Source organism: Streptomyces sp. AMJ-169, from assembly GCF_055597585.1.
Genome location: NZ_JBVLTJ010000014.1, coordinates 81,423 through 101,231 on the forward strand (window position 1 = coordinate 81,423; position 19,809 = coordinate 101,231).

Sequence of the window (19,809 nt, forward strand, 5' to 3'; positions counted from 1 at the left end):
GTGCGGGCGCTGTGCTGGGGGTTCGTGAGAAATCTCAGGTTTGTCAGACGGGCGGCCAGGGAATCGCGGGCCATTCGCCGCCGGGCTCGGGGTGCTTGCCGGTGGTGAGGAGGTCGGCGACCCGTGCGCGGGTGGCGTCCAGTTCCGCCGGGGTGATGAGGGGGGCGAGGGTCGCAGTGAGGGTCCCGGAGGGCTCCAGGGCCGTTCTGAGGGCCTGGAGGGCGGCCTGGGCCTCCCCGGTCAGGGGTTCGCCCGCCCAGCCCCACAGGAGGGTGCGGAGCTTGTTCTCGGCGTTGAAGGTGACGCCGTGGTCGATGCCGTAGAGGCGGCCGTCGGCGGTGGGCAGGAGGTGGCCGCCTTTGCGGTCGGCGTTGTTGATGACCGCGTCGAGGACGGCGAGGCGGCGCAGGCGGTCGTCGTCGGCGTGCACCAGGAGGGCCGTCTTGCCTTCGCCGACCTCGGCGAACCCGATGGCCTTCCAGCCGGGTCCGGGTTCCTCGGCGTCGACCAGGGCGAGGAGTTCGGCTTCGGGGGCGGCCTCGATCCACAGCTGGCACATGCCCTCGCCGTAGGGGCCCTCGCGCAGCACGGTCGGCGGGATCAGCCCCCAGCCGGTGGCGGCGGAGACCGCGTAGGCGGCGACCTCTCGCTGGGCGAGGGTCCCGTCGGGGAAGTCCCAAAGGGGCCGCTCCCCCGCGACGGGTTTGTACACGCAGGCGGCTTCGCGGCCCTCATGGGCGACGGTGCAGTACAGGACGGCGTTGGAGGCGTCCCCGATCCGGCCGCGCACGGTCAGCTCGCCGTGCGCCAGCAGGTCGGCGTCGGCCGGTTCCACGGCGGTCACGCCCCCCGGCGGTATCCGTTCTGGCGCGGACATACGTGTCCCTCCGGGTCGAGCGGCAGGCTGCACAGCGGGCAGGGCGGGCGGCCCGCGTTGACGACGTCCAGGGCGCGCTTGGCGAAGGCCCTCGCCTGCGCGCCGGTCAGCCGGACCCGCAGCATCGGGGGCCCGTTCTCCTCGTCCTGGAGGAGCTTCTCCTCGGCCTCGGCGAGGTCCTCCTCGGACTCCGCCTCCAGTTCGACGAGCGCCTGCGCCTCGACGATCATGCGCTGCTCGTCGCCGTCCCACGCCAGGGCCATCGTCCCGACCCTGAACTCCTCCTCCACGGGGGCGTCCAGGGGCGCGGTGTCGTGGTTCTCGGCCGGGGCGACGGCGGGTACGGCGGCGCTTCCGCCGCTGCGCCGCACGACTTCGTCCAGCAGTTCGTCCATGCGCTCGGCGAGCGCCGCGACCTGGGTCTTCTCCAGGGCCACGCTGGTCACCCGGGGGCCGGCGCTGGCCTGGAGGAAGAACGTACGGCGTCCGGGCAGCCCGACCGTACCGGCCACGAAACGGTCCGGGGGGTCGTAGAGGAACACCTGACGGGACACGTCCTGATCTCCATGGTCGGGGGTGTGCGGATAGGGGTACGGCCCTGTGTGCGCGCGCAGGGCGACCGCCTCACCCTACTGCGGCCGACGATCACGGTGCGCCCGCACCGCCCCCTACGGTCGCGTCCCCGGCGGGCGGCTCCTCGCGCGGGACGAGCGAGGCGAAGTCCCCTGTGTCGCCGAGGCGCACGAGGAAGGGCCGCAGCCGGGTGTACCGGATGACGGTGACCGAGCAGGGTTCGACGGAGATCCGCTGGAACAGGTCGAGGTGCAGTCCCAGGGCGTCGGCGACCAGCGACTTGATGACGTCGCCGTGCGAGCACATCACATAGACGGCGCCTTCCCCGTGGTCGCGCTCCACGCGCGCGTTCCACTCGCGTACGGCTTCGGCGGCCCGGGTCTGCATCGCGCGCATGGACTCGCCGCCGGGGAAGGCGGCGGCGGAGGGGTGGGCCTGGACGACCTCCATGAGGGGATCGCCGCTGAGTTCGGCGAGTTTGCGTCCCGACCAGTCGCCGTAGTGGGCCTCGCCTATGCGTTCGTCGGTGTGCGCGGTCATCCCGCGCGCGTGCAGGAACGGCTCGATGGTCTCCTGGCAGCGCTGGAGCGGGCTGGTGACGACTTCCGCCACCGGCACCCCTTCGAGCCGCCCCGGCAGCGCGGCGGCCTGCGCGCGCCCGCGTTCGTCGAGAGCGACCCCCGGCGTCCACCCGGCGAGCACTCCAGCGGTGTTGGCGGTCGACCGTCCGTGCCGGACGAGGATCAGCGTGGGCATGCGGCCCAGGGTAGGCGCAGGCGTGGGTGCGCCGCCGTGACACCGGCGGGAGAATGAGCGGCGTGATCGTCGACTGTGGGATCTACCGTGAGGGCCGCCGCAGCGAGGGTCCCGCGGACTTCTCGGACGCGCTGGCCGCGGCGCGGGCCGGGGGCGGGTTCGTGTGGATCGGGCTGTACGAGCCGACCAGGGACGAGTTCGCGCTGGTCACCGAGGAGTTCGGGCTGCATCCGCTGGCGGTGGAGGACGCCCTGAAGGCACATCAGCGCCCGAAGCTCGAGGTGTACGACGACTCGGTGTTCGTGGTGCTGAAGCCGGTGGGCTACGACGCGGGGAGCGGCACGGTCTCCTGCGGCGAGGTGATGGTGTTCCTCGGCGACGGCTTCGTGGTGACCGTCAGACACGGCCAGGACGCCCCTCTGACGGCCGTACGTCGCCGGCTGGAGCAGGAGCCCCAGCTGCTCGCGAAAGGGCCCACAGCGGTCCTCTACGCGATCTCGGACGCGGTCGTCGCCGGGTACCTGGAGATCGCGGCGGAGTTGCAGTCGGACCTGGAGGGCCTGGAGGCGGAGGTGTTCTCACCGGCCGGCGGCGGCTCGGGCGGCACCGCGTCGCGGATCTACACGTTCAAGCGGCAGATCCTGGAGTTCCGGCGTGCGACGGTCCCCCTGGCCATGCCCATGGCCCGCCTGGGCGGCGCGGACCGGTACGACCCCCAGGTGCCGTTCGTGCACGACGGGTCGCGGCCCTTCTTCCGGAGCGTGAGCGACCGCCTCGCGCGCGTGAACGAGTCCGTGGAGGGCCTGGACCGGCTGGTGTCGGACGTGCTGTCGGCGCACCTGGCGCAGATGAGCGTGCGGCAGAACGACGACATGCGGAAGATCTCCGCGTGGGCGGCGATGGCGGCGGTCCCGACGATGATCGCGGGGATCTACGGGATGAACTTCACGCACATGCCGGAGCTGCACTGGGTGTGGTCGTACCCCGGGGTGATCGCGCTGATGCTGGTCCTGGTGTGGCTGCTGTACGGGACGTTCAAGCGGCGGGGCTGGCTGTGAGCCTTCGCGCTCGGTAGGACAAGTGCGCCGTAAGAGGGACCGCCGGGGGCGTAACCCCGCGCGGGGTGGCGCGTTGTTCCCCGTGACGGCCGTGGCGGGGAAGACCCCCCGAGCCCCCACCACGGCCGGGGAAACCTCAGGCCAGTCCGGCCAGCTCCAGCGCCTCGCCGCCCGCGCGCAGGGCGGCGATCCGCTCGTCGAGGGTGAACCCGGCGGGCGCGAGCGTGAGGGTGGTGACGCCGGCCGCCGCGTAGGCCTTCATCCGGTCGGCGATCCGCTCCACGGAGCCGAGCAGCGTGGTCTGGTCGATGAGGTCGTGCGGCACGGCCGCGGCGGCGCCGTTCTTGTCGCCGGCCAGGTACTTGTCCTGGATCTCGGCGGCGGCCTCCTCGTAGCCCATGCGCCGGGCGAGCTGGTTGTAGAAGTTCTGCTTGCGGCTGCCCATGCCGCCGACGTACAGCGCGGTGTAGGGCCGGAAGGTGTCCGCGAGCTTGTCGACGTCCTTGTCGTCGCCGAGGGCGAGCGGGAGGGTCGGGCAGACGTCGAAGCCGTCCAGGGTCGCGCCGGCTTTCTCGCGGCCCGCGCGGAGGTGCTTCAGGGCGGTGTCCTCCAGGTGCTCGGCGGAGGGGAAGATCAGCAGGGCGCCGTCGGCGATCTCGCCGGTCTGCTCCAGGTTCTTCGGGCCGATCGCCGCGATGTACAGCGGGATGTGCTCGCGCTCGGGGTGCACGGTCAGCTTGATCGGCTTCCCGGGGCCGCCGGGCAGCGGCAGCGTCCAGTGCTCGCCCTCGAAGGACAGGCGCTCGCGGGTCATCGCCTTGCGGACGATCTCGACGTACTCGCGCGTGCGGGACAGCGGCTTGTCGAACTTGACGCCGTACCAGCCCTCGGAGACCTGCGGTCCCGAGACGCCCAGGCCGAGGCGGAAGCGGCCTCCGGAGAGCGAGTCCAAGGTGGCCGCCGTCATCGCCGTCATCGCGGGCTGGCGGGCGGGGATCTGGAAGATCGCCGAGCCGACGTCGATGCGTTCGGTCTTGGCCGCGACCCAGGTCAGCACGGTCGCCGCGTCCGAGCCGTAGGCCTCCGCGGCCCAGCAGACGGAGTAGCCGAGCCGGTCGGCCTCCTGCGCCACGGCGAGGTTGTCCCCGTCCATCCCGGCACCCCAGTACCCCAGGTTGATCCCGAGCCGCATCGGCCACATCCCCTTACTGAGCAGTAACGTCCCTTGCGGACAGACCATAGCGCGGCCCCGCGCGCGGCGGGGAGGGGCCGCCCGATGTGGATAACCTGCGGATTCGGTTATCCACAGGCAACCCACCGCCGGGTTCTGGCCAGTAATGTCGGCGTTCATGGAGCAGAGGCATCTCGGCCGCACCGGCCTGCGCGTGTCCCGCATCGGACTCGGCACCCTCACCTGGGGCCGCGACACCGACGAGCACGACGCGGCGGACCTCTTGAAGACGTTCTGGGAAGCGGGCGGTTCACTGGTCGACACGGCCGACGTGTACGGCGACGGCGACGCCGAATATCTGCTGGGCCGGCTCATCGAGGGGCTGGTACCGCGCCGGGACCTGATCATCGCCACGAAGGCCGGCAGCGTCCCCGACCCGCACCGCCGCTTCGACGGCTCCCGGGGCCACCTCCTCGCCGCCCTGGACGCCTCCCTGGCCCGCCTCGGCACCGACTACGTCGACGTCTGGCACATCCACGCCTACGACCCCGACACGCCCATGGAGGAGACCCTCCAGGCCCTCGACATCGCCGTCTCCAGCGGGCGCGCCCGCTACGCCGGGGTCTCCAACTTCTGCGGCTGGCAGATCGCCAAGGCGGCGACCTGGCAGCTGGCCGCCCCGGGCACGCGTACGCGGCTGTCCAGCACGCAGATGGAGTACTCGCTCCTCCAACGCGGCGTGGAGCGCGAGGTGTTGCCCGCCGCGATAGACCTCGGCATCGGCCTCCTCCCCTCCTCTCCGCTGGGCCGGGGCGTCCTCACCGGCAAGTACCGGGGCGACGCCCTGCCCCCGGACTCCCGGGCCGCCTCCGACCACTTCGCCCCGTTCGTGGAGCCGTACCTCGACGACACGGCGAGCCGGATCGTCGACGCGGTGACGACGGCTGCGGACGGTCTCGCGGTGACCCCCCTCCAGGTCGCCCTGGCCTGGGTCCGCGACCGCCCCGGCGTCTCCGCCCCCATCGTCGGCGCGCGCAACGCGCAGCAGCTCACGGCCGCATTGTCAGTGGAGGCCCTTACGCTTCCTGACGAGATCTGCCGGGCGCTCGACGACGTCTCCGCGCCCGTGCACCGCTATCCCGATCACGACTGGAGCACGCTGTGAGCACGGACCCGCAGACCACGGAACAGACCGGGGCTGGGACGCCGGAGGAGTACGCGGGCGGGGGGTCGGGGGCCGAGGGGGGTTCCGGGGGCGGAGGGATTTCTGAGGGGGGCGGGGCTGAAAGGGGCTCGGGCGGGGGCGGCGAGCGGGCCGAGGGGGATCTGGACGACGGGCGGGGCGGGTCCGGGGGTGCCGTTCAGGAGGCTGGTGCCGGTGGGGGTGACGGGGCTGAGGGGGGCGTAGCCGCTGAGGGGGACGCCCAGGCTGCGGGTGTCAGGGAGGACGATGCCGAGGGGGGCGCGGGCGAGGGGGGCGCTCGGGCTGCCGGCTCCGGGGAGGGTGATGTCGACGGTGCTGTAGCCGATGCGGAGGCTTCCGGGGCCGACAGCGCTGAGGGGGCCGTGCGCAGTGACGGGGACACCAGCGTTGAGGGGGCCGCGAGCAGTGAGGGCACCGCCAGCGGTGAGAGTGCCGTGAGCGGTGACGGGGACGCGGGTGCCAAGCCTGAACTCTCCGAAGCCCAGGCCGAGCTTGCCGCGCAGAAGGTCGAGCGGGAGCGGATCGCGCGGCGGAAGGCCGAGAGGGAGGGGCCGGTCGACAGCGGGACCAAGCTGACGGGGACCGCCGCCCAACTGCTCGCCGCCGTGCGGGCGATGGAGAGCGGGGCCAAGCCGGCCTCCGTACCTGTCGCTGTTCCGGCGTCCCTGGGGGACTCGGGTGCCCCGGCGACTCCGGGCGGTCTGGCCTCCTCGGGTGCCCCCGCGACTCCAAACGGCCAGGCCTCCTCGGGCGGCCCGGCGACTCCAGGGTCCCCGGCGACTCCGGGAACCCCCGCGACTCCGGGCAGCCCTTCACCCTCGGGCAGCCCGGCGATTCCGGGAACCGCTGCGACTTCGGAGTTCCCAGCAGCTCCGGGAGCCCCGATGTCCTCGGGCGCTCCGGCAACCCAGGGCGCTCGGACAGCCTCCGGTGCCCTAGCAACCCCGGGCGCCTTCGCGGCTCCGGATACCGCAGGCACCGCAAGCACTCCTGCAACCCTGAACACCCGAGCCGCCGCTCAAGCCGTTCCGGCCGCTCCCGGAGCCCCCGGCGCTCCCGCCCCCTCCGTCGGCCATGCCGCCTACTCCAGCCCCGCTGCCCACGCCGTTCCGAGCGCTCCCGCGGCCCCCGGCTCTCCCGCCCCCTACGTCAGCCCCGCCGCCCACACCGTGCCGCCCCAGACCTCCCCCGATCCCGCACAACGGCCCGCAACGCCCCCCACCGACGTCACCCACGCCCCGCCCGCCCCTGCCCTGCCCCCCGAAGCCACGGCAGCCGTACGGGCCGTCCTGGTCGCCGGTGGAGCGCCCGAGGGGATGGCTCCGCAAGTCGCCGCCGTGCACGGAGTCGGCGCCGGTGAGTTGCTGCGGGACGACCCCTGGCAGTTGCTGCGTGTCCCCGGGGTGCGGCCCGAGCAGGCTGATGGGTTCGCTCGGGCGCTGCTCGGCGGGGAGTGCGGGCCGGACGACGAGCGCAGGGGCCGTGCGCTGACGGTCTGGCTGCTGGAGCAGGCCGCGCTGGCGGGGCACACGGTGCTGGAGCTGGCGGCGCTCACCGGGGCGCTGGCCCAGCGCGGGGTGCCGGACGCCGAGGAGGCCGTGCGGAACGCGCTGGACGAGGGGGAGGCGCTGCTCTTCCAGGACCCGCTGGAGGAGGCGGTCGTGGAGGACGACGATGAGGAGGCGGAGCCTCCCACGCGCGCGTTGGTCGGCCTGGAGCGGTACGCCCTCGCGGAGGAGAGCCTCGCCGAGGGCCTGGGCCGCATCGCCAACTCCCTTCCCGGGGACGCCGCCGAGGAGTGGGACACGTCCACCGCCCCGCGCGGAGCCGCCGAGTTGATCCGCGCGGTCGCCGCACACCCCTTGGTGCTCCACACCGGCGGCGAGGCGTCCCGCACCGAACCGGCGGCCCTGGCCGACGCCGCGCGGGCGCGGGGTCTGCGCGTGGTGGTCGCCTGCCATACGGCGGAGGGCCGGGGGAGGTTCGCGGGGCTGCTCGGGGGTGGCGGCGCGGAGGGGCGGGCCGGCGCGGGGGCGGACGGGCCTTCTGCCGGTGCCGATTCCCACGCCCGGCACGCCGAGTACGCCGACGCATCCACCGCGCGCGGCACGCACTCCGCCGACCACGGCACCGGCCGCGCGGACTCCTCCCCAGCCCTCCCCGCCCACCTCACCGACACCATCGTCACCCTCCCCGCCCTCCTCTCCGGCGCCCAGGGCCCCGGGCGGGACTCCGATGGGACCCTGGCTCTCGATCTGCTGATCGTCCTGGACGCCCCGCAGCTCGATGTCGAGATCGGTGCGATGGTCGTGGAGTCGCTGGCGGACGGAGCCCGGCTGGTGTTCAGCGGGGATCCGGGGGTGCTGGGGTCGGCCGGGGCCGGGCGGGTGTTCGGGGATCTGATCGCCGCGCGGAGCTGTCCTCAGGTCGCCTCGCGGGTGCCCGACCCGGGGCCCCTCGGGGAGCTGGTCTCCGGGATCGGGATCGGGGAGCTCAACCAGGTCGACGCGCCCGGCAAGGAGATCGTGATCGTGCCGGTGCGGGACGCGGGTGAGGCCGTGCACCGGACCGTGCAGCTGGTCGCCGACTCCGTACCCCGCGCCTTCGGGGTCACCGCGGGCGAGACCGTCGTCATCACCCCGGGTCACGGCGGCGCGGCCGGTACCCGCGCGCTCAACTCCGCGCTCAAAGAACGGCTGAATCCCGGCCCCGGGAAGTACGCCGGATACGACCCCGGTGACCTCGTCGCCTACTCCCCCGCCCCCGGCCGGACGGCCCAGGCACGGGTCGTGGGGGCCGGCGCGGACGGGCTGCGCCTCACGTGCGCCGGCGCCGCCGTCGTCGTGCCCAAGGAGCAGGTCGAGAGCCGGCTGCGGCACGGGTGGGCGATCACCGCGCATCAGGCGGCGGGGGGCCGCTGGCCGGCGGCGGTCGTCGTGCTGCCGGGGGACGCGGCCCAGGGGCTGTCGCGGCCCTGGGTGTACACGGCGTTCAGCCGCGCGGAGCGGCACCTGTCGGTCGTCCACGGCGTCGACCAGGCCCTCCCGCACGCGGTCGCCGAGATCCCCGCCAAGCCGCGCACGACCCGGCTGCCGGGGCTGCTGAAGGGGCAACTGGCGGCGGTGGCGGTCGAGTAGCGGGGGCGGGGGCCGGCAAGCGAAAGGGGCGCGGAGGAAACCCACCCTCCGCGCCCCTCGGGCAAACCCCGAAGCCCCTGGCCCGGACGCTCCGAAGCCCCTGGCCCGGACGCTCCGGAGCGCCCTTAAGCGCGCGCCCCCGAAACAGCCGCCGAGCCCCCTGAGCCCCTAACCCGCCCTACCGCCGATCCGCGTCCAGCGGCTCCAGTTCCTCCACCTCGTCTTCGACCTCCACCTCGACCTCATCCTCATCGAGGTCGAACTCGTCCTCGTCCTCCACATCCTCGTCGAAGACGGCGCTGACGTCGAAGCGGCAGACGACTCTCTGGGGGTCGGTCTGTTCGAAGGGGCTCTCCAGCCACTCGCCGGGGTCGGCGGGCTCGTCGGCGGCCAGGACCCAGAGGGTCGAGTCGCCCTCCTCCAGGCCGAACTCCTTGTGCCGGGAGGCGATCTCGTCGGGCTCGTACTCACCGAACAGGATGCCGAGCGCGCCATGGACGGTGCTCGCGGTGTCCTCGCCGCCGTCGTACTCGGCCGCCTCCACCCGCTGGGCCTGTGCCAGCAGCCGCTGTGGCTCCGCGACGGCGTAGTCGCGGCGGATCAGCACGCTGAGGGCGTTCGGCTCCTCGGGGCCCGCGTACGGCGGGAGGGTGTCCTCGGAGCCGGGGATCTCGAAGGGGGTGACCTCGTCGTAGCGGTCGTAGAGCAGCTCGTCGTACGCTTCCGCCGCCGTGGCCAGCTGGTTGAACGCCTCGTAGACGGCCGGGTCGTCCTCCCCCGACCGGCGTTCGACCGCCGCCAGGTGGCGGTCGAGCGCGGTCTTGATCGCCTCGGCGGCGGCGCGTACCTCGGCAGCGGTGGGCTGCGCAGCATCAGACATAGTGCAGACGCTATCCGTACCAGGCCCCAGCCCGCACAATAGATGCGATGCCGGAATACGAATTTGTCGACGTCTACGTACCTCGTGGGGTCTCCCGCAACGAGGCGACACGTCTGCTCACGGACCATGCCGAGTACGGACACTGGGAGTTGCACCGCCTGAGCCTCATGCGTGACGGCAGCCGCAGGGTGCGGCTGCGGCGGCGGATCATCCGCCAGGTACGGGCCACGTGGTGAGCTGAGACGCGCGCGACCCAGGTCAGCGACGCGACGGAGCGAGCCCCACCGCCGGGGCTCGCTCCACCGTGTTTTCACTCGTGTTTCTTACGGCCGCCCGGCCGCCGTCCACAGCGCCGACGGCCGCCGGCCGGGACGCCTACGACTCCCCCGTGGGCGATTTCACGCCGCGCGCCGCGCCTTGCGGTAGAGCACCGCGCCGGCCAGCACCGCGCCCGCGCTCAGCGGGACGGTGAGGCCCAGGGGGATGTCGCTTCCCGTGTGGGCGAGTTCACCGGAGGCCGCCGCCTGGTGGGCGACCGCCGGTGCGACCTGGGGCGCGTGATTCGGGGTGGACGACCCGGTGTTGGTGTCCACCAGGCCCGTGGGGGTGGTGGGGTGCGTGGGGTGGGAGGGGTGTGCCGGGTGCGTGGGGCCCGAGGGGATCGGTGTCCCAGGTGCCCCCGGTGTCCCCGGCTTGCCCGGCGTGTGGCCCCCCGGAGTCCCCGGGTTGCCCGGATGCCCAGGCTTCCCCGGCGGCGTCCACTGATGCCCGCCTCCGTACCCCCCGTTCCCGCAGTCCCCCCCGAACGCCGGGTTCGCGATCCCGACCACGTCGACGCTGTTGCCGCAGACGTTCACCGGTACGTCGACCGGCACCTGGACCGTGTTGCCCGACCCCACGCCGGGCGACCCGTCGCTGTGCCCGCCGGCGTGCGAACCGCCGTGCGCACCCCCTGAACCGCCGTGCGCGCCACCGCCGTGCGCGCCGCCTCCGTACCCCCCGCCGCCATGCCCGCCCCCCGCAGGGTTCGCGCACGCGTTCCCGTACGCCGGGTTGAGGAGGCCGACGACGCTCACGGTGTTGCCGCAGAGGTTGACGGGGACATGGACCGGGACCTGGACGGTGTTGCCGGAGAGGACGCCCGGGGAGTCCGTGGCGGAGCCGGTGGTGGCGGAGTCGGCATGGGCGACTCCGCCGGCGGCGGCGATCACCCCCGTCGCCGCCGCCATGGTCATGAGGCCCTTGCGGGTGACCTGTCGCATTGCTGGAGACCTGCCTTCATGTCTCTGATCGGTGGGAAAGCTCGCTGGGAAAACGGGCCGGCCCCGGAGCGCATGGCGCGCGCTCCGGGGCCGGTTCGCCGTGTGGACGACCCCTTCAGCGGGGTGACGTCACTTGTTGACGCAGGTGTTGCCGAAGGCGGGGTTCAGCAGCCCGATCACGGAGATCGTGTTGCCGCACACGTTCACCGGGACGTGCACGGGCACCTGGATGACGTTGCCGGAGACGACGCCCGGGGACTGCACAGCGGCACCCTGGGCACCCGAGTCGGCGACGGCCAGGCCGGCACCCGCGAGAACCAGTCCGCCCGTGGCGGCAGCGGCGACGGCGACCTTCTTGATCATTAGTTCCTCCTGTTAGGCAAACGGCCCCAAGGTGCGGGACCGCATGAGCTGTAACGAGGAGGGAGTAATGAGGCTACGAGCTTATGGTCGGATTCACTCTTCCCAGGCAAGCCCGAACGGCCGCTCTAATAAAAGGACTTACAGCCCACCGAGGCTCAGGACTCACGACGCGTCGATGAACCGGTCGAGCACCCGCACCCCGAACTGGAGCCCGTCCACCGGCACCCGCTCGTCCACCCCGTGGAACATCCCCGCGAAGTCCAGCTCCGGCGGCAGCTTCAGCGGCGCGAAGCCGAAGCCGCGGATGCCGAGGTCGTCGAAGGACTTGGCGTCGGTGCCGCCGGAGAGCATGTACGGGACGGCCTTGGCGGTGGGGTCCTCGGCGAGCAGCGCGGTCTGCATGGCGTCGACGAGGGCGCCGTCGAAGGAGGTCTCCAGGGCCTTGTCGGAGTGCACGTCCTCGCGCTTCACGCGCGGGCCGAGCAGGCGGTCGAGGTCGGTCAGGAACTCCTCCTCGTGGCCCGGCAGGAACCGTCCGTCGATGTGGGCGGTGGCCTCGCCGGGGATGACGTTGACCTTGTAGCCGGCGCCGAGCTGGGTCGGGTTGGCGGTGTTGCTGAGGGTCGCGCCGATCAGCTTGGCGATGCCGCCGAGGCGGGCCAGGGTCGCCTCCATGTCCTCGGGGTCGAGCGGCGTCCCGAGGGCGTCGCCGAGTTCGTCGAGGAAGGCGCGGGTGGTCTTGGTGACGCGGACGGGGAACTTGTGCCGGCCGACCCGGGCGACCGCCTCGGAGAGTTCGGTGATCGCGTTGTCGCGGTGGATCATCGAGCCGTGCCCGGCGGTCCCGGCGACGGTCAGCTTCATCCAGTGCATGCCCTTCTCGGCCGTCTGGATGAGATACAGCCGCCGCTGCTCGCTGACGGTGAACGAGAACCCGCCGACCTCGCTGATCGCCTCGGTGACCCCGTCGAAGAGCTCGCGGTGCCGGTCGACGAGGTAGCGGGCGCCGTACGTCCCGCCCGCCTCCTCGTCCGCGAGGAACGCCAGGACGATGTCCCGGGGCGGCTTGCGCCCGCTGCGCAGCCGGTCGCGCACGACCGCGAGGGTCATGGCGTCCATGTCCTTCATGTCGACGGCCCCGCGCCCCCACACACACCCGTCGGCGACCTCGCCGGAGAAGGGGTGGTGCGTCCAGTCGTCCGCGTTGGCGGGGACGACGTCCAGGTGGCCGTGGATGAGCAGCGCGGGCCGGGAGGGGTCCGCGCCCTCCATGCGGGCCACCGTGGAGGCCCGGCCGGGGTGCGACTCGAAGATCTTCGGCTCCAGGCCGACCTCGGCGAGCTTCTCCGCGACGTACTCCGCCGCCGCCCGCTCCCCCGGGCCCGAGTGGTCGCCGTAGTTGCTGGTGTCGAACCGGATCAGCTCGGACGCGAGGTCGACCACCTCGTCCTCGCCCCTGACGTACCCGCCCGTGCCCGTATCGCTCACGCTGCCGCCTCCCACGTACCGGTTGTCTGCTGCCCCCATCCTCCCTCCCCGCGCCACCGCCGCCCAAGACCGCTCCCTCCTCGTCACACACCGTTCACGCCCCTCCCGTGCGTGATCAGGCACCCCGGAAACCCTGGTAGGGTTTACGACGTCGCCGCAGGGGAAACCCCGCGAGTCGCACACCTTGTCCGGGTGGCGGAATGGCAGACGCGCTAGCTTGAGGTGCTAGTGCCCTTTAACGGGCGTGGGGGTTCAAGTCCCCCCTCGGACACAAGAGAGCGAGGGCTCCGACCAGCCGGTCGGGGCCCTCGCTTTTAGCGTGTGTGGCTGATCTCTCGCCGGACAAAGATCGCGCAGGTCAACGCCGTGAAGATCACTGCGGGGCATGGCCGGGACCGGACGTCCGACTGGCCGTCCGCCCCACCGCTTCATAGCCTCGTACTAAAATTTCCGGCTTGTTACGGAGCTGGACCCGGACAACCCCAGGCAGACCTGCGGGCCCACCAGCGCCCCGGAGCTTCCGGGCACGAGAACGCGAGGGGGCCCCGATGGCGGCCATGCACGAGGGCGGTACCGCCCTGTTGGCGCAGGAGGAGGTTCCGGTCGCGCGGTTCTCCGCCGGCCGGGCTCCTGATCCGCGCACGCTGGTCGACGTCTTCGAGGCGAGTCTCGCGGCGTACCCGGACGAGCCCGCGCTCGACGACGGGCACGTCCAGCTGACCTACCGCGAGCTGGCCGCCGAGGTCGAGCGGGCGCGGCGGCGGCTGGCCGAGGCCGGGGTGGGGCGCGGCGACCGGGTCGGGGTGCGGGTGCCGTCGGGCACCAATGAGCTGTACGTCGCGATCCTGGCCGTGCTGGCGGCGGGGGCCGCCTATGTGCCGGTGGACGCCGAGGACCCCGACGAGCGGGCCGTGCTGGTCTTCGGTGAGGCCGGGGTGCGGGCCGTCGTCACCGGCGGGCACACCATCACCCTCCATGGGCGGGCGCCGGAGGGCGAGCACGCCCCCGCCGGGCGGCCCGGGCTCCAGGACGACGCCTGGATCATCTTCACCTCCGGTTCGACCGGCAAGCCCAAGGGCGTCGCCGTCTCGCACCGCAGCGCCGCCGCGTTCGTCGACGCCGAGGCGAACCTCTTCCTCGTCGAGGAGCCGGTGGGCCCCGGTGACCGGGTCATGGCAGGTCTTTCGGTCGCGTTCGACGCGTCCTGCGAGGAGATGTGGCTGGCCTGGCGGTACGGCGCCTGTCTGGTGCCGGTGCCGCGCGCGCAGGTCAGGAGCGGCGCCGATCTCGGTCCGTGGCTCGTCGAGCAGGACATCACGGTCGTCTCGACCGTCCCGACGCTCGCCGCGCTGTGGGAGCCGGGGACGCTGAACGATGTCCGGCTGCTGATCTTCGGCGGGGAGGCGTGTCCGCCGGAGCTGGCACAGCGGCTCGTCACCGAGGGGCGGGAGGTCTGGAACACGTACGGGCCGACCGAGGCGACCGTGGTGGCGTGCGCGGCGCTGATGTCCGGTGAGGAGCCGATCCGGATCGGACTGCCGCTGGACGGCTGGGAGCTGGTCGTCGTCGACGAGTCCGGGGAGCCCGTACCCATGGGCGGGACCGGGCAGTTGGTCATCGGCGGGGTCGGCCTTGCCCGTTACCTCGATCCGGAGAAGGACGCCGAGAAGTACGCCCCGTTGGAGTCGGTCGGCTGGGAACGCGCCTATCGCAGCGGTGACTTGGTGCGCGCCGACGCCGAGGGTCTGGTGTTCCTCGGGCGGGCCGACGAGCAGATCAAGCTGGGCGGGCGGCGCATCGAACTCGGTGAGGTGGACGCCGCGTTGCAGGCGCTGCCCGGGGTCGCCGGGGGCGCCGCCGCCGTACGGACCGCGCGCAGCGGGAACCAGCTGCTCGTGGGGTATGTGGTGACGCAGGACGGGTGGGACCAGGCGGTGGCCGTGGAGAAGCTGCGGGCCGGACTGCCCGCCGCGCTCGTGCCGTTGCTCGCGCCCGTCGATGAACTGCCCACCCGGACCTCGGGGAAGGTCGACCGTAACGCCCTCCCCTGGCCGCTCGACCACCTCCAAACGTCCGTCGCGAAGGAGGAGTTGTACGGCACCGAGGCATGGCTCGCCGAGCAGTGGACGGAAGTCCTCGGCGCGCCCGTCACCAGTGCCGGCGACGACTTCTTCGCGATCGGCGGCGGCAGCCTCGCCGCCGCTCAGCTCACCACGCGGCTGCGCACCCGGTATCCGAGCGCGGCCGTCCTCGACATCTACTCGCAGCCGGTGCTGCGCAAACTCGCCCGGCTCCTGGAGGAGTCGGCGCAGGATGACAACTCCGCGCGGGACATCCGGCCGGTGCCGGTGCGCGCGCAGGCCGTCCAACTCCTCGCGCTGGTCCCGATGTTCACGCTGATGGGGCTGCGCTGGGCGACCATCGTCGCCCTCGCCGGGAATCTGCTGCCGGGGTACACCTGGCTGCCGACGGTCTCCTGGTGGGCGCTGGTGCCGCTCGCGCTGGTGCTGTTCAGTCCGGCCGGGCGGCTCGCGATCGCGGCCGGCGGGGCGCGGCTGCTGCTGCGCGGGGTCAGGCCGGGGCGGTACTCGCGCGGCGGGAGCGTGCACCTGCGGCTGTGGGCGGCCGAGCGGCTGGCGGAGGCGTCCGGGGCGACCGGGCTGACCGGGGCGTGGCTGGAGCGGTACGCGCGGGCGCTGGGGGCGAAGATCGGGCCCGAGGTGGATCTGCACTCGCTGCCGCCGGTGACGGGGCTGCTGAAGCTGGGGCGCGGCGCGGCCGTGGAGTCCGAGGTGGACCTGTCGGGCTGGTGGCTGGACGGGGACCGGCTGGAGATCGGGGCCGTCAAGGTCGGCGCGCACGCCGTCGTGGGCACGCGCAGTGTGCTGTTCCCGGGGGCGCGGGTCGGGAAGCGGGCCGAGGTGGCGCCGGGTTCGGCGGTCACCGGGCAGATCCCGACCGGGCAGCGCTGGGCCGGCGCCCCGGCCGTGAAGCTGGGCAAGGCGAAGCGGAACTGGCCGAAGGACCGGCCGGCGCGGGGGACGTACTGGCGGGTCATGTACGGGCTGACGGGCGGCGCGCTCGGGCTGCTGCCGCTGGTCGCGGCGGGTGTCGCACTGCTGGTGGCGTCGGTGTTCGTGCGGCCGGGCGGGGCGGTGTGGCCGGGGATCGCGTACGCGCTGGTGCCGGCGACCCTCGCCTACGGGCTGGTGTGCGCGCTGCTGATCCTGGTCGGCGTGCGGCTGCTGAGCATCAGGCTGACCGAGGGGACGCATCCGACGCACAGCCGGATCGGGTGGCAGGCGTGGACGGTGACGCAGCTCATGGACCAGGCGCGGGAGATCCTGTTCCCGCTGTACGCGGGTCTGGTCACGCCGGTGTGGCTGCGGGCGCTGGGGATGCGGATCGGGCGCGGGGCGGAGGTGTCGACGGTGCTGGCGCTGCCGAGTCTCACGACGGTCGGTGAGGGCGCGTTCCTGGCCGACGACACGCTGACCGCGCCGTACGAGCTGGGCGGTGGCTGGGTGCGGATCGGGCGGGCCGAGATCGGGCGGCGGGCGTTCCTGGGGAACTCGGGGATGACGGCGCCGGGGCGGTCCGTGCCGGAGGGCGGTCTGGTGGGTGTGCTCTCCGCCACTCCGAAGAAGGCGAAGAAGGGCAGTTCGTATCTGGGGCTGCCGCCGGTGAAGCTGCCGCGCAGCGCGAAGGGCGGCGACCAGAGCCGTACGTACGAGCCGTCGGCGGGGCTGCTGTGGGCGCGGGGGCTCGTGGAGCTGTGCCGGATCGTGCCGGTGTTCTGCTCGGCGGGGCTCGCGGTGCTGGTGGTGACGGCGCTGTGTCTGCTGGGGCCGTGGGGGTTCCCGCTGTCCGGGGTGGTGCTGCTGGGCGCCGGGGCGGTCGGGTCGCTGCTGGCGGTCGGGGCGAAGTGGGCGCTGGTCGGGCGGCACCGGGCGGGTGAGCATCCGCTGTGGAGCCCGTTCGTGTGGCGCAATGAGCTGGCGGACACGTTCGTGGAGGTCGTCGCGGTGCCGTGGCTGGCCGGTGCGGTGCCCGGGACGCCCGTCATGACGGCGTTGCAGCGCGGGCTCGGGGCGCGGATCGGCAAGGGGGTGTGGCTGGAGAGCCACTGGCTGCCCGAGGCGGATCTGGTGACGCTCGGGGACGGCTCGACGGTGAACCGGGGCTGTGTCCTTCAGACTCACCTCTTCCACGACCGGATCTTGCGGACGGATACTGTGATCCTCCGTGAGGGCGCCACCCTGGGCCCTGGCGGGATCGTGCTGCCCGGCAGCACGGTCGGGGCCCGTACGACTCTGGGTCCCGCGTCGCTCGTGATGGCCGCGGAAGTCCTTCCCGATGACACTCGCTGGCTCGGCAACCCCATCGAGGCGTGGCGCGCCTGAGCGCGAGCGGCGCAGATCGGTGTGGGCACGTGAGCACGGCGCAGGGAGCGGACTCGGCAGTGGCAGTGCAGCAGACGGCGGGCGTCGACCCGTACTTCCCGGAACACGGAGACCCCCGGTACCGGGTGCATCGGTATGAGCTCGCGCTGGACTACCGGCCGGGACCCAACAGGCTGGCGGGGCAGGCCCGGATCAACGCGATCGCGGGCCGCTCGGCGCTGGCCGAGTTCCAGCTGAACCTGGCCGACTTCAAGATCGGCCGGGTGCGGGTGGACGGCCGGCAGGTGCCGTACACGCATCGCGGCGGGCGGCTGCGGGTGCGGCCCGCGAAGGCGGTGCGGCCGGGGGCCGCGTTCACCGTCGAGGTGCACTGGTCGGGCAACCCGAAGCCGGTCAACTCGCCCTGGGGCGGCCTCGGCTGGGAGGAACTCGGGGACGGCGCGCTGGTCGCGAGCCAGCCGGTGGGGGCGCCGTCGTGGTTCCCGTGCAACGACCGGCCGGCCGACAAGGCGTCGTACCTGCTGTCGGTGACGACGCCGTCCGCGTACGCGGTGATCACCGGCGGGCGGCTGCTGACGCGGACGACCCGGGCGTCGACGACGACCTGGGTGTACGAGCAGGCGGCGCCGACCTCGCCGTACCTCGTCGGGCTCGCGATCGGGAAGTACCAGACGGTGCTGCTCGGGGACACCGGTCCTGAGGGGGTGCCGCAGCACGGGCACATTCCGGCCGAGCTACTGCCTTCCTTCTCGCGGGACTTCGCGCGGCAGCCGCAGATGATGGAGCTGTTCCAGGAGCTGTTCGGGCCGTATCCGTTCGACGAGTACGCCGTGGTCGTCACCGAGGAGGAGCTCGATGTGCCCGTCGAGGCACAGGGGTTGTCGCTGTTCGGGCTCAACCATGTGGACGGGGCCCGGGGTTCGGAGCGGCTGGTCGCGCACGAGCTGGCGCATCAGTGGTTCGGCAACAGCGTGTCGGTCGCGGACTGGCGGCACATCTGGCTGAACGAGGGGTTCGCCAAGTACGCGGAGTGGCTGTGGTCGGAGCGCACCGGCGGGCGCAGCGCGCACCAGCACGCCGCCGCCGCGCACCGGTTGCTGGCGGGGCTGCCGCAGGATCTCCGACTGGCCGACCCCGGGCGGAAGTTCATGTTCGACGACCGGCTGTACGAGCGCGGCGGCGTCACCGTCCACGCGATCCGCTGCGCCCTCGGCGACTCCCGGTTCTTCCCGATGCTGCGCGGCTGGGCCGGGCTGCACCGGGGCGGGGCGGTGACGACGTCCACGTTCACCGCGCACGTGGGCCGCTTCTCGGCCGAGCCGCTGGACGAGCTGTTCGACGCGTGGGTGTACGGGACGAAGCTGCCGGCGTTCCCGGCGATGCCTCCGGTGCCGCCGCTGCCGGTGGTGCGCTGATGGCCCGTACCTGCCCTTGCGGGCTGCCCCGGTCCTACGCCGCCTGCTGCGGCCGGTACCACTCCGGCTCAGCTTCCGCGCCGACCGCCGAGGCCCTGATGCGGTCGCGGTACTGCGCGTTCGTGCAGGGGGACGTGGCGTATCTGCTGCGCACCTGGCATCCCGAACACCGGCCCGCGCGGCTGGAGTTGGACCCCGGGATGCGGTGGACGGGGCTGGAGATCATCAGGGCCGAGAGCGGAAGCGCCTTCCATACGGCCGGAGTTGTGGAGTTCCGGGCGTCGTACCGGGGTGGGGCGCTGCACGAGGTGAGCCGGTTCGCGCGGGTCGAGGGGGCGTGGGTGTACGTGGACGGGGAGTTCCCCGCGTAGGCCAACTACGGTGCCAGGATGTCGAGTTCCTGGAGCGCGCCCTCCGCGATCTCCCGCGTCAGCCGCTCCGCCCGTACCGCGTCCCCTTCGCGGATCGCCTCGGCGACCTGGACGTGGAGGGTGACCGCCGCCGGGTCCGGGTCCTCGAACATCACGCGGTGTTCGGTGCGGCCGGTGAGGACCTCGGCGACGACGTCGCCGAGGCGGGCGAACATCTCGTTGCCGGAGGCGGTGAGGACGACGCGGTGGAAGGCCACGTCGTGGACGAGGTAGCCGGCCAGTCTGTGGCCGCGTGAGTGGGCGACCATGCCCAGCGCGCACTCGGTCAGCTCCGCGCACTGCTCCGGGGTGGCGTGCTTCGCGGCGAGCCCGGCGGCGACCGGTTCGACGGCCGAGCGCAGGACGGTGAGCGAGCGCAGCTGGCGGGGGCGGTCGGCGCCGGCGAGCCGCCAGCGGATGACCTGGGGGTCGTAGACGTTCCACTCCGCCATGGGGCGCACGCGGACGCCGACCCGGCGGCGGGACTCGACGAGGTGCATGGACTCCAGGACGCGGACGGCCTCGCGCATCACGGAGCGGGAGACCTCGAAGCGCTGGGCGAGTTCGTCGGTGCGCAGCACGCTGCCCGGGGGGAACTCGCCTGCGGTGATCGCGGGACCGAGGGAGTCGAGTACTTGGCCGTGCAGACCCCGGCCCGGAGTGGTCATGCACTCAGCGTACGGCCTCCGTCACGAGACCAAAAAGTCAGACTTATTAGTCACAGGGTCTTGAATTCGTCGTACCTAATGGGTTTCAGTGGCGTCGACATCACGTGTCGGTGATATGTCCGGCACGTCGAGGAGGAGCGAGGT

General features: G+C 72.9%; 16 protein-coding genes and 1 tRNA gene. 8 read left to right on the forward strand and 9 right to left on the reverse strand.

What is annotated here, in order from left to right; all coding sequences use genetic code 11:
* Nucleotides 1-43: 43 nt before the first annotated feature.
* From ACYUD3_RS30045 to ACYUD3_RS30055, 3 genes are all read right to left on the reverse strand, one after another.
* Complete coding sequence (locus ACYUD3_RS30045) at nt 44-877, reverse strand: SCO1664 family protein (RefSeq protein ID WP_470976546.1); 834 nt, start codon at nt 875-877, stop codon at nt 44-46.
* A complete protein-coding gene (locus ACYUD3_RS30050) occupies nt 841-1,431 on the reverse strand; it encodes a DUF3090 domain-containing protein (protein WP_470976549.1) in 591 nt (196 codons plus the stop codon). Before ACYUD3_RS30050 ends, ACYUD3_RS30045 begins: the two co-directional genes overlap by 37 nt.
* A 91-nt stretch (nt 1,432-1,522) precedes the next feature.
* Complete coding sequence (locus tag ACYUD3_RS30055) at nt 1,523-2,206, reverse strand: histidine phosphatase family protein (protein WP_470976552.1); 684 nt, start codon at nt 2,204-2,206, stop codon at nt 1,523-1,525.
* A gap of 62 nt (nt 2,207-2,268) precedes the next feature.
* Between ACYUD3_RS30055 and ACYUD3_RS30060 the strand changes: the two genes are divergently transcribed.
* Nucleotides 2,269-3,264, forward strand: a complete 996-nt coding sequence (locus ACYUD3_RS30060) for a magnesium and cobalt transport protein CorA (protein WP_470976555.1) — start codon at nt 2,269-2,271, stop codon at nt 3,262-3,264.
* 136 nt (nt 3,265-3,400) lie between these two features.
* Here the strand turns inward: ACYUD3_RS30060 and ACYUD3_RS30065 are convergent, their stop codons facing one another.
* A complete protein-coding gene (locus tag ACYUD3_RS30065; protein WP_470976558.1) occupies nt 3,401-4,456 on the reverse strand; it encodes an LLM class F420-dependent oxidoreductase in 1,056 nt (351 codons plus the stop codon).
* 157 nt (nt 4,457-4,613) lie between these two features.
* Between ACYUD3_RS30065 and ACYUD3_RS30070 the strand changes: the two genes are divergently transcribed.
* Both ACYUD3_RS30070 and ACYUD3_RS30075 read left to right on the forward strand, forming a co-directional pair.
* On the forward strand, nt 4,614-5,600 hold the full coding sequence (locus tag ACYUD3_RS30070) for an aldo/keto reductase (RefSeq protein WP_470976561.1): 987 nt from the start codon (nt 4,614-4,616) through the stop codon (nt 5,598-5,600).
* 923 nt (nt 5,601-6,523) lie between these two features.
* Nucleotides 6,524-8,776, forward strand: a complete 2,253-nt coding sequence (locus ACYUD3_RS30075) for a helix-hairpin-helix domain-containing protein (protein WP_470976878.1) — start codon at nt 6,524-6,526, stop codon at nt 8,774-8,776.
* A gap of 178 nt (nt 8,777-8,954) precedes the next feature.
* On the opposite strand, the gene ACYUD3_RS30080 is transcribed toward ACYUD3_RS30075, so the two are convergent.
* Nucleotides 8,955-9,656 carry a hypothetical protein gene (locus tag ACYUD3_RS30080; RefSeq protein ID WP_470976564.1) on the reverse strand — a complete coding sequence of 234 codons (702 nt, stop codon included), beginning with the start codon at nt 9,654-9,656 and terminating at the stop codon, nt 8,955-8,957.
* Nucleotides 9,657-9,703: 47 nt separating this feature from the next.
* Here ACYUD3_RS30080 and ACYUD3_RS30085 point away from each other — a divergent pair, with 47 nt between their 5' ends.
* The gene (locus ACYUD3_RS30085; protein WP_189718181.1) at nt 9,704-9,892 is read left to right on the forward strand and encodes a DUF5703 family protein; all 189 of its coding nucleotides are present in this window, start codon (nt 9,704-9,706) and stop codon (nt 9,890-9,892) included.
* Between the two features lie 162 nt (nt 9,893-10,054).
* Here the strand turns inward: ACYUD3_RS30085 and ACYUD3_RS30090 are convergent, their stop codons facing one another.
* The 3 genes from ACYUD3_RS30090 to ACYUD3_RS30100 form a co-directional block, all read right to left on the reverse strand.
* Entirely contained in the window at nt 10,055-10,918 is an 864-nt protein-coding gene (locus ACYUD3_RS30090; RefSeq protein WP_470976567.1) for a chaplin, read from the reverse strand.
* A gap of 129 nt (nt 10,919-11,047) precedes the next feature.
* Complete coding sequence (gene chpH / locus ACYUD3_RS30095; RefSeq protein ID WP_470976570.1) at nt 11,048-11,281, reverse strand: chaplin ChpH; 234 nt, start codon at nt 11,279-11,281, stop codon at nt 11,048-11,050.
* A 162-nt stretch (nt 11,282-11,443) separates the two neighbouring features.
* Entirely contained in the window at nt 11,444-12,769 is a 1,326-nt protein-coding gene (locus ACYUD3_RS30100; RefSeq protein ID WP_470976573.1) for a M20/M25/M40 family metallo-hydrolase, read from the reverse strand.
* 186 nt (nt 12,770-12,955) lie between these two features.
* Here ACYUD3_RS30100 and ACYUD3_RS30105 point away from each other — a divergent pair.
* The 4 genes from ACYUD3_RS30105 to ACYUD3_RS30120 all read left to right on the forward strand — a co-directional run bounded on the left by ACYUD3_RS30105 (nt 12,956) and on the right by ACYUD3_RS30120 (nt 18,958).
* Nucleotides 12,956-13,040: transfer RNA gene (locus tag ACYUD3_RS30105), tRNA-Leu, on the forward strand.
* A 277-nt stretch (nt 13,041-13,317) separates the two neighbouring features.
* Nucleotides 13,318-17,172 (forward strand): Pls/PosA family non-ribosomal peptide synthetase, encoded by a 3,855-nt coding sequence (locus ACYUD3_RS30110; protein WP_470976576.1) that lies wholly within the window; start codon nt 13,318-13,320, stop codon nt 17,170-17,172.
* Nucleotides 17,173-17,231: 59 nt separating this feature from the next.
* On the forward strand, nt 17,232-18,587 hold the full coding sequence (locus ACYUD3_RS30115; RefSeq protein WP_470976579.1) for a M1 family metallopeptidase: 1,356 nt from the start codon (nt 17,232-17,234) through the stop codon (nt 18,585-18,587).
* Nucleotides 18,587-18,958 carry a YchJ family protein gene (locus tag ACYUD3_RS30120; RefSeq protein ID WP_470976582.1) on the forward strand — a complete coding sequence of 124 codons (372 nt, stop codon included), beginning with the start codon at nt 18,587-18,589 and terminating at the stop codon, nt 18,956-18,958. Before ACYUD3_RS30115 ends, ACYUD3_RS30120 begins: the two co-directional genes overlap by 1 nt.
* 5 nt (nt 18,959-18,963) lie before the next feature.
* Here the strand turns inward: ACYUD3_RS30120 and ACYUD3_RS30125 are convergent, their stop codons facing one another.
* Nucleotides 18,964-19,665 carry a FadR/GntR family transcriptional regulator gene (locus tag ACYUD3_RS30125; protein WP_470976585.1) on the reverse strand — a complete coding sequence of 234 codons (702 nt, stop codon included), beginning with the start codon at nt 19,663-19,665 and terminating at the stop codon, nt 18,964-18,966.
* Between the last annotated feature and the right edge of the window lie 144 nt (nt 19,666-19,809).

Excerpts from the sequence above, each read along its gene's own strand:
- ACYUD3_RS30070 (WP_470976561.1), top strand. The coding sequence starts at position 4,614 with ATGGAGCAGAGGCATCTCGGCCGCACCGGCCTGCGCGTGTCCCGCATC.
- ACYUD3_RS30085 (WP_189718181.1), top strand. The coding sequence starts at position 9,704 with ATGCCGGAATACGAATTTGTCGACGTCTACGTACCTCGTGGGGTCTCC.
- ACYUD3_RS30065 (WP_470976558.1), bottom strand. The coding sequence starts at position 4,456 with ATGCGGCTCGGGATCAACCTGGGGTACTGGGGTGCCGGGATGGACGGG.
- chpH (WP_470976570.1), bottom strand. The coding sequence starts at position 11,281 with ATGATCAAGAAGGTCGCCGTCGCCGCTGCCGCCACGGGCGGACTGGTT.
- ACYUD3_RS30120 (WP_470976582.1), top strand. The coding sequence starts at position 18,587 with ATGGCCCGTACCTGCCCTTGCGGGCTGCCCCGGTCCTACGCCGCCTGC.
- ACYUD3_RS30055 (WP_470976552.1), bottom strand. The coding sequence starts at position 2,206 with ATGCCCACGCTGATCCTCGTCCGGCACGGACGGTCGACCGCCAACACC.
- ACYUD3_RS30090 (WP_470976567.1), bottom strand. The coding sequence starts at position 10,918 with ATGCGACAGGTCACCCGCAAGGGCCTCATGACCATGGCGGCGGCGACG.
- ACYUD3_RS30080 (WP_470976564.1), bottom strand. The coding sequence starts at position 9,656 with ATGTCTGATGCTGCGCAGCCCACCGCTGCCGAGGTACGCGCCGCCGCC.
- ACYUD3_RS30075 (WP_470976878.1), top strand. The coding sequence starts at position 6,524 with ATGTCCTCGGGCGCTCCGGCAACCCAGGGCGCTCGGACAGCCTCCGGT.
- ACYUD3_RS30110 (WP_470976576.1), top strand. The coding sequence starts at position 13,318 with ATGGCGGCCATGCACGAGGGCGGTACCGCCCTGTTGGCGCAGGAGGAG.
- ACYUD3_RS30045 (WP_470976546.1), bottom strand. The coding sequence starts at position 877 with ATGTCCGCGCCAGAACGGATACCGCCGGGGGGCGTGACCGCCGTGGAA.
- ACYUD3_RS30125 (WP_470976585.1), bottom strand. The coding sequence starts at position 19,665 with ATGACCACTCCGGGCCGGGGTCTGCACGGCCAAGTACTCGACTCCCTC.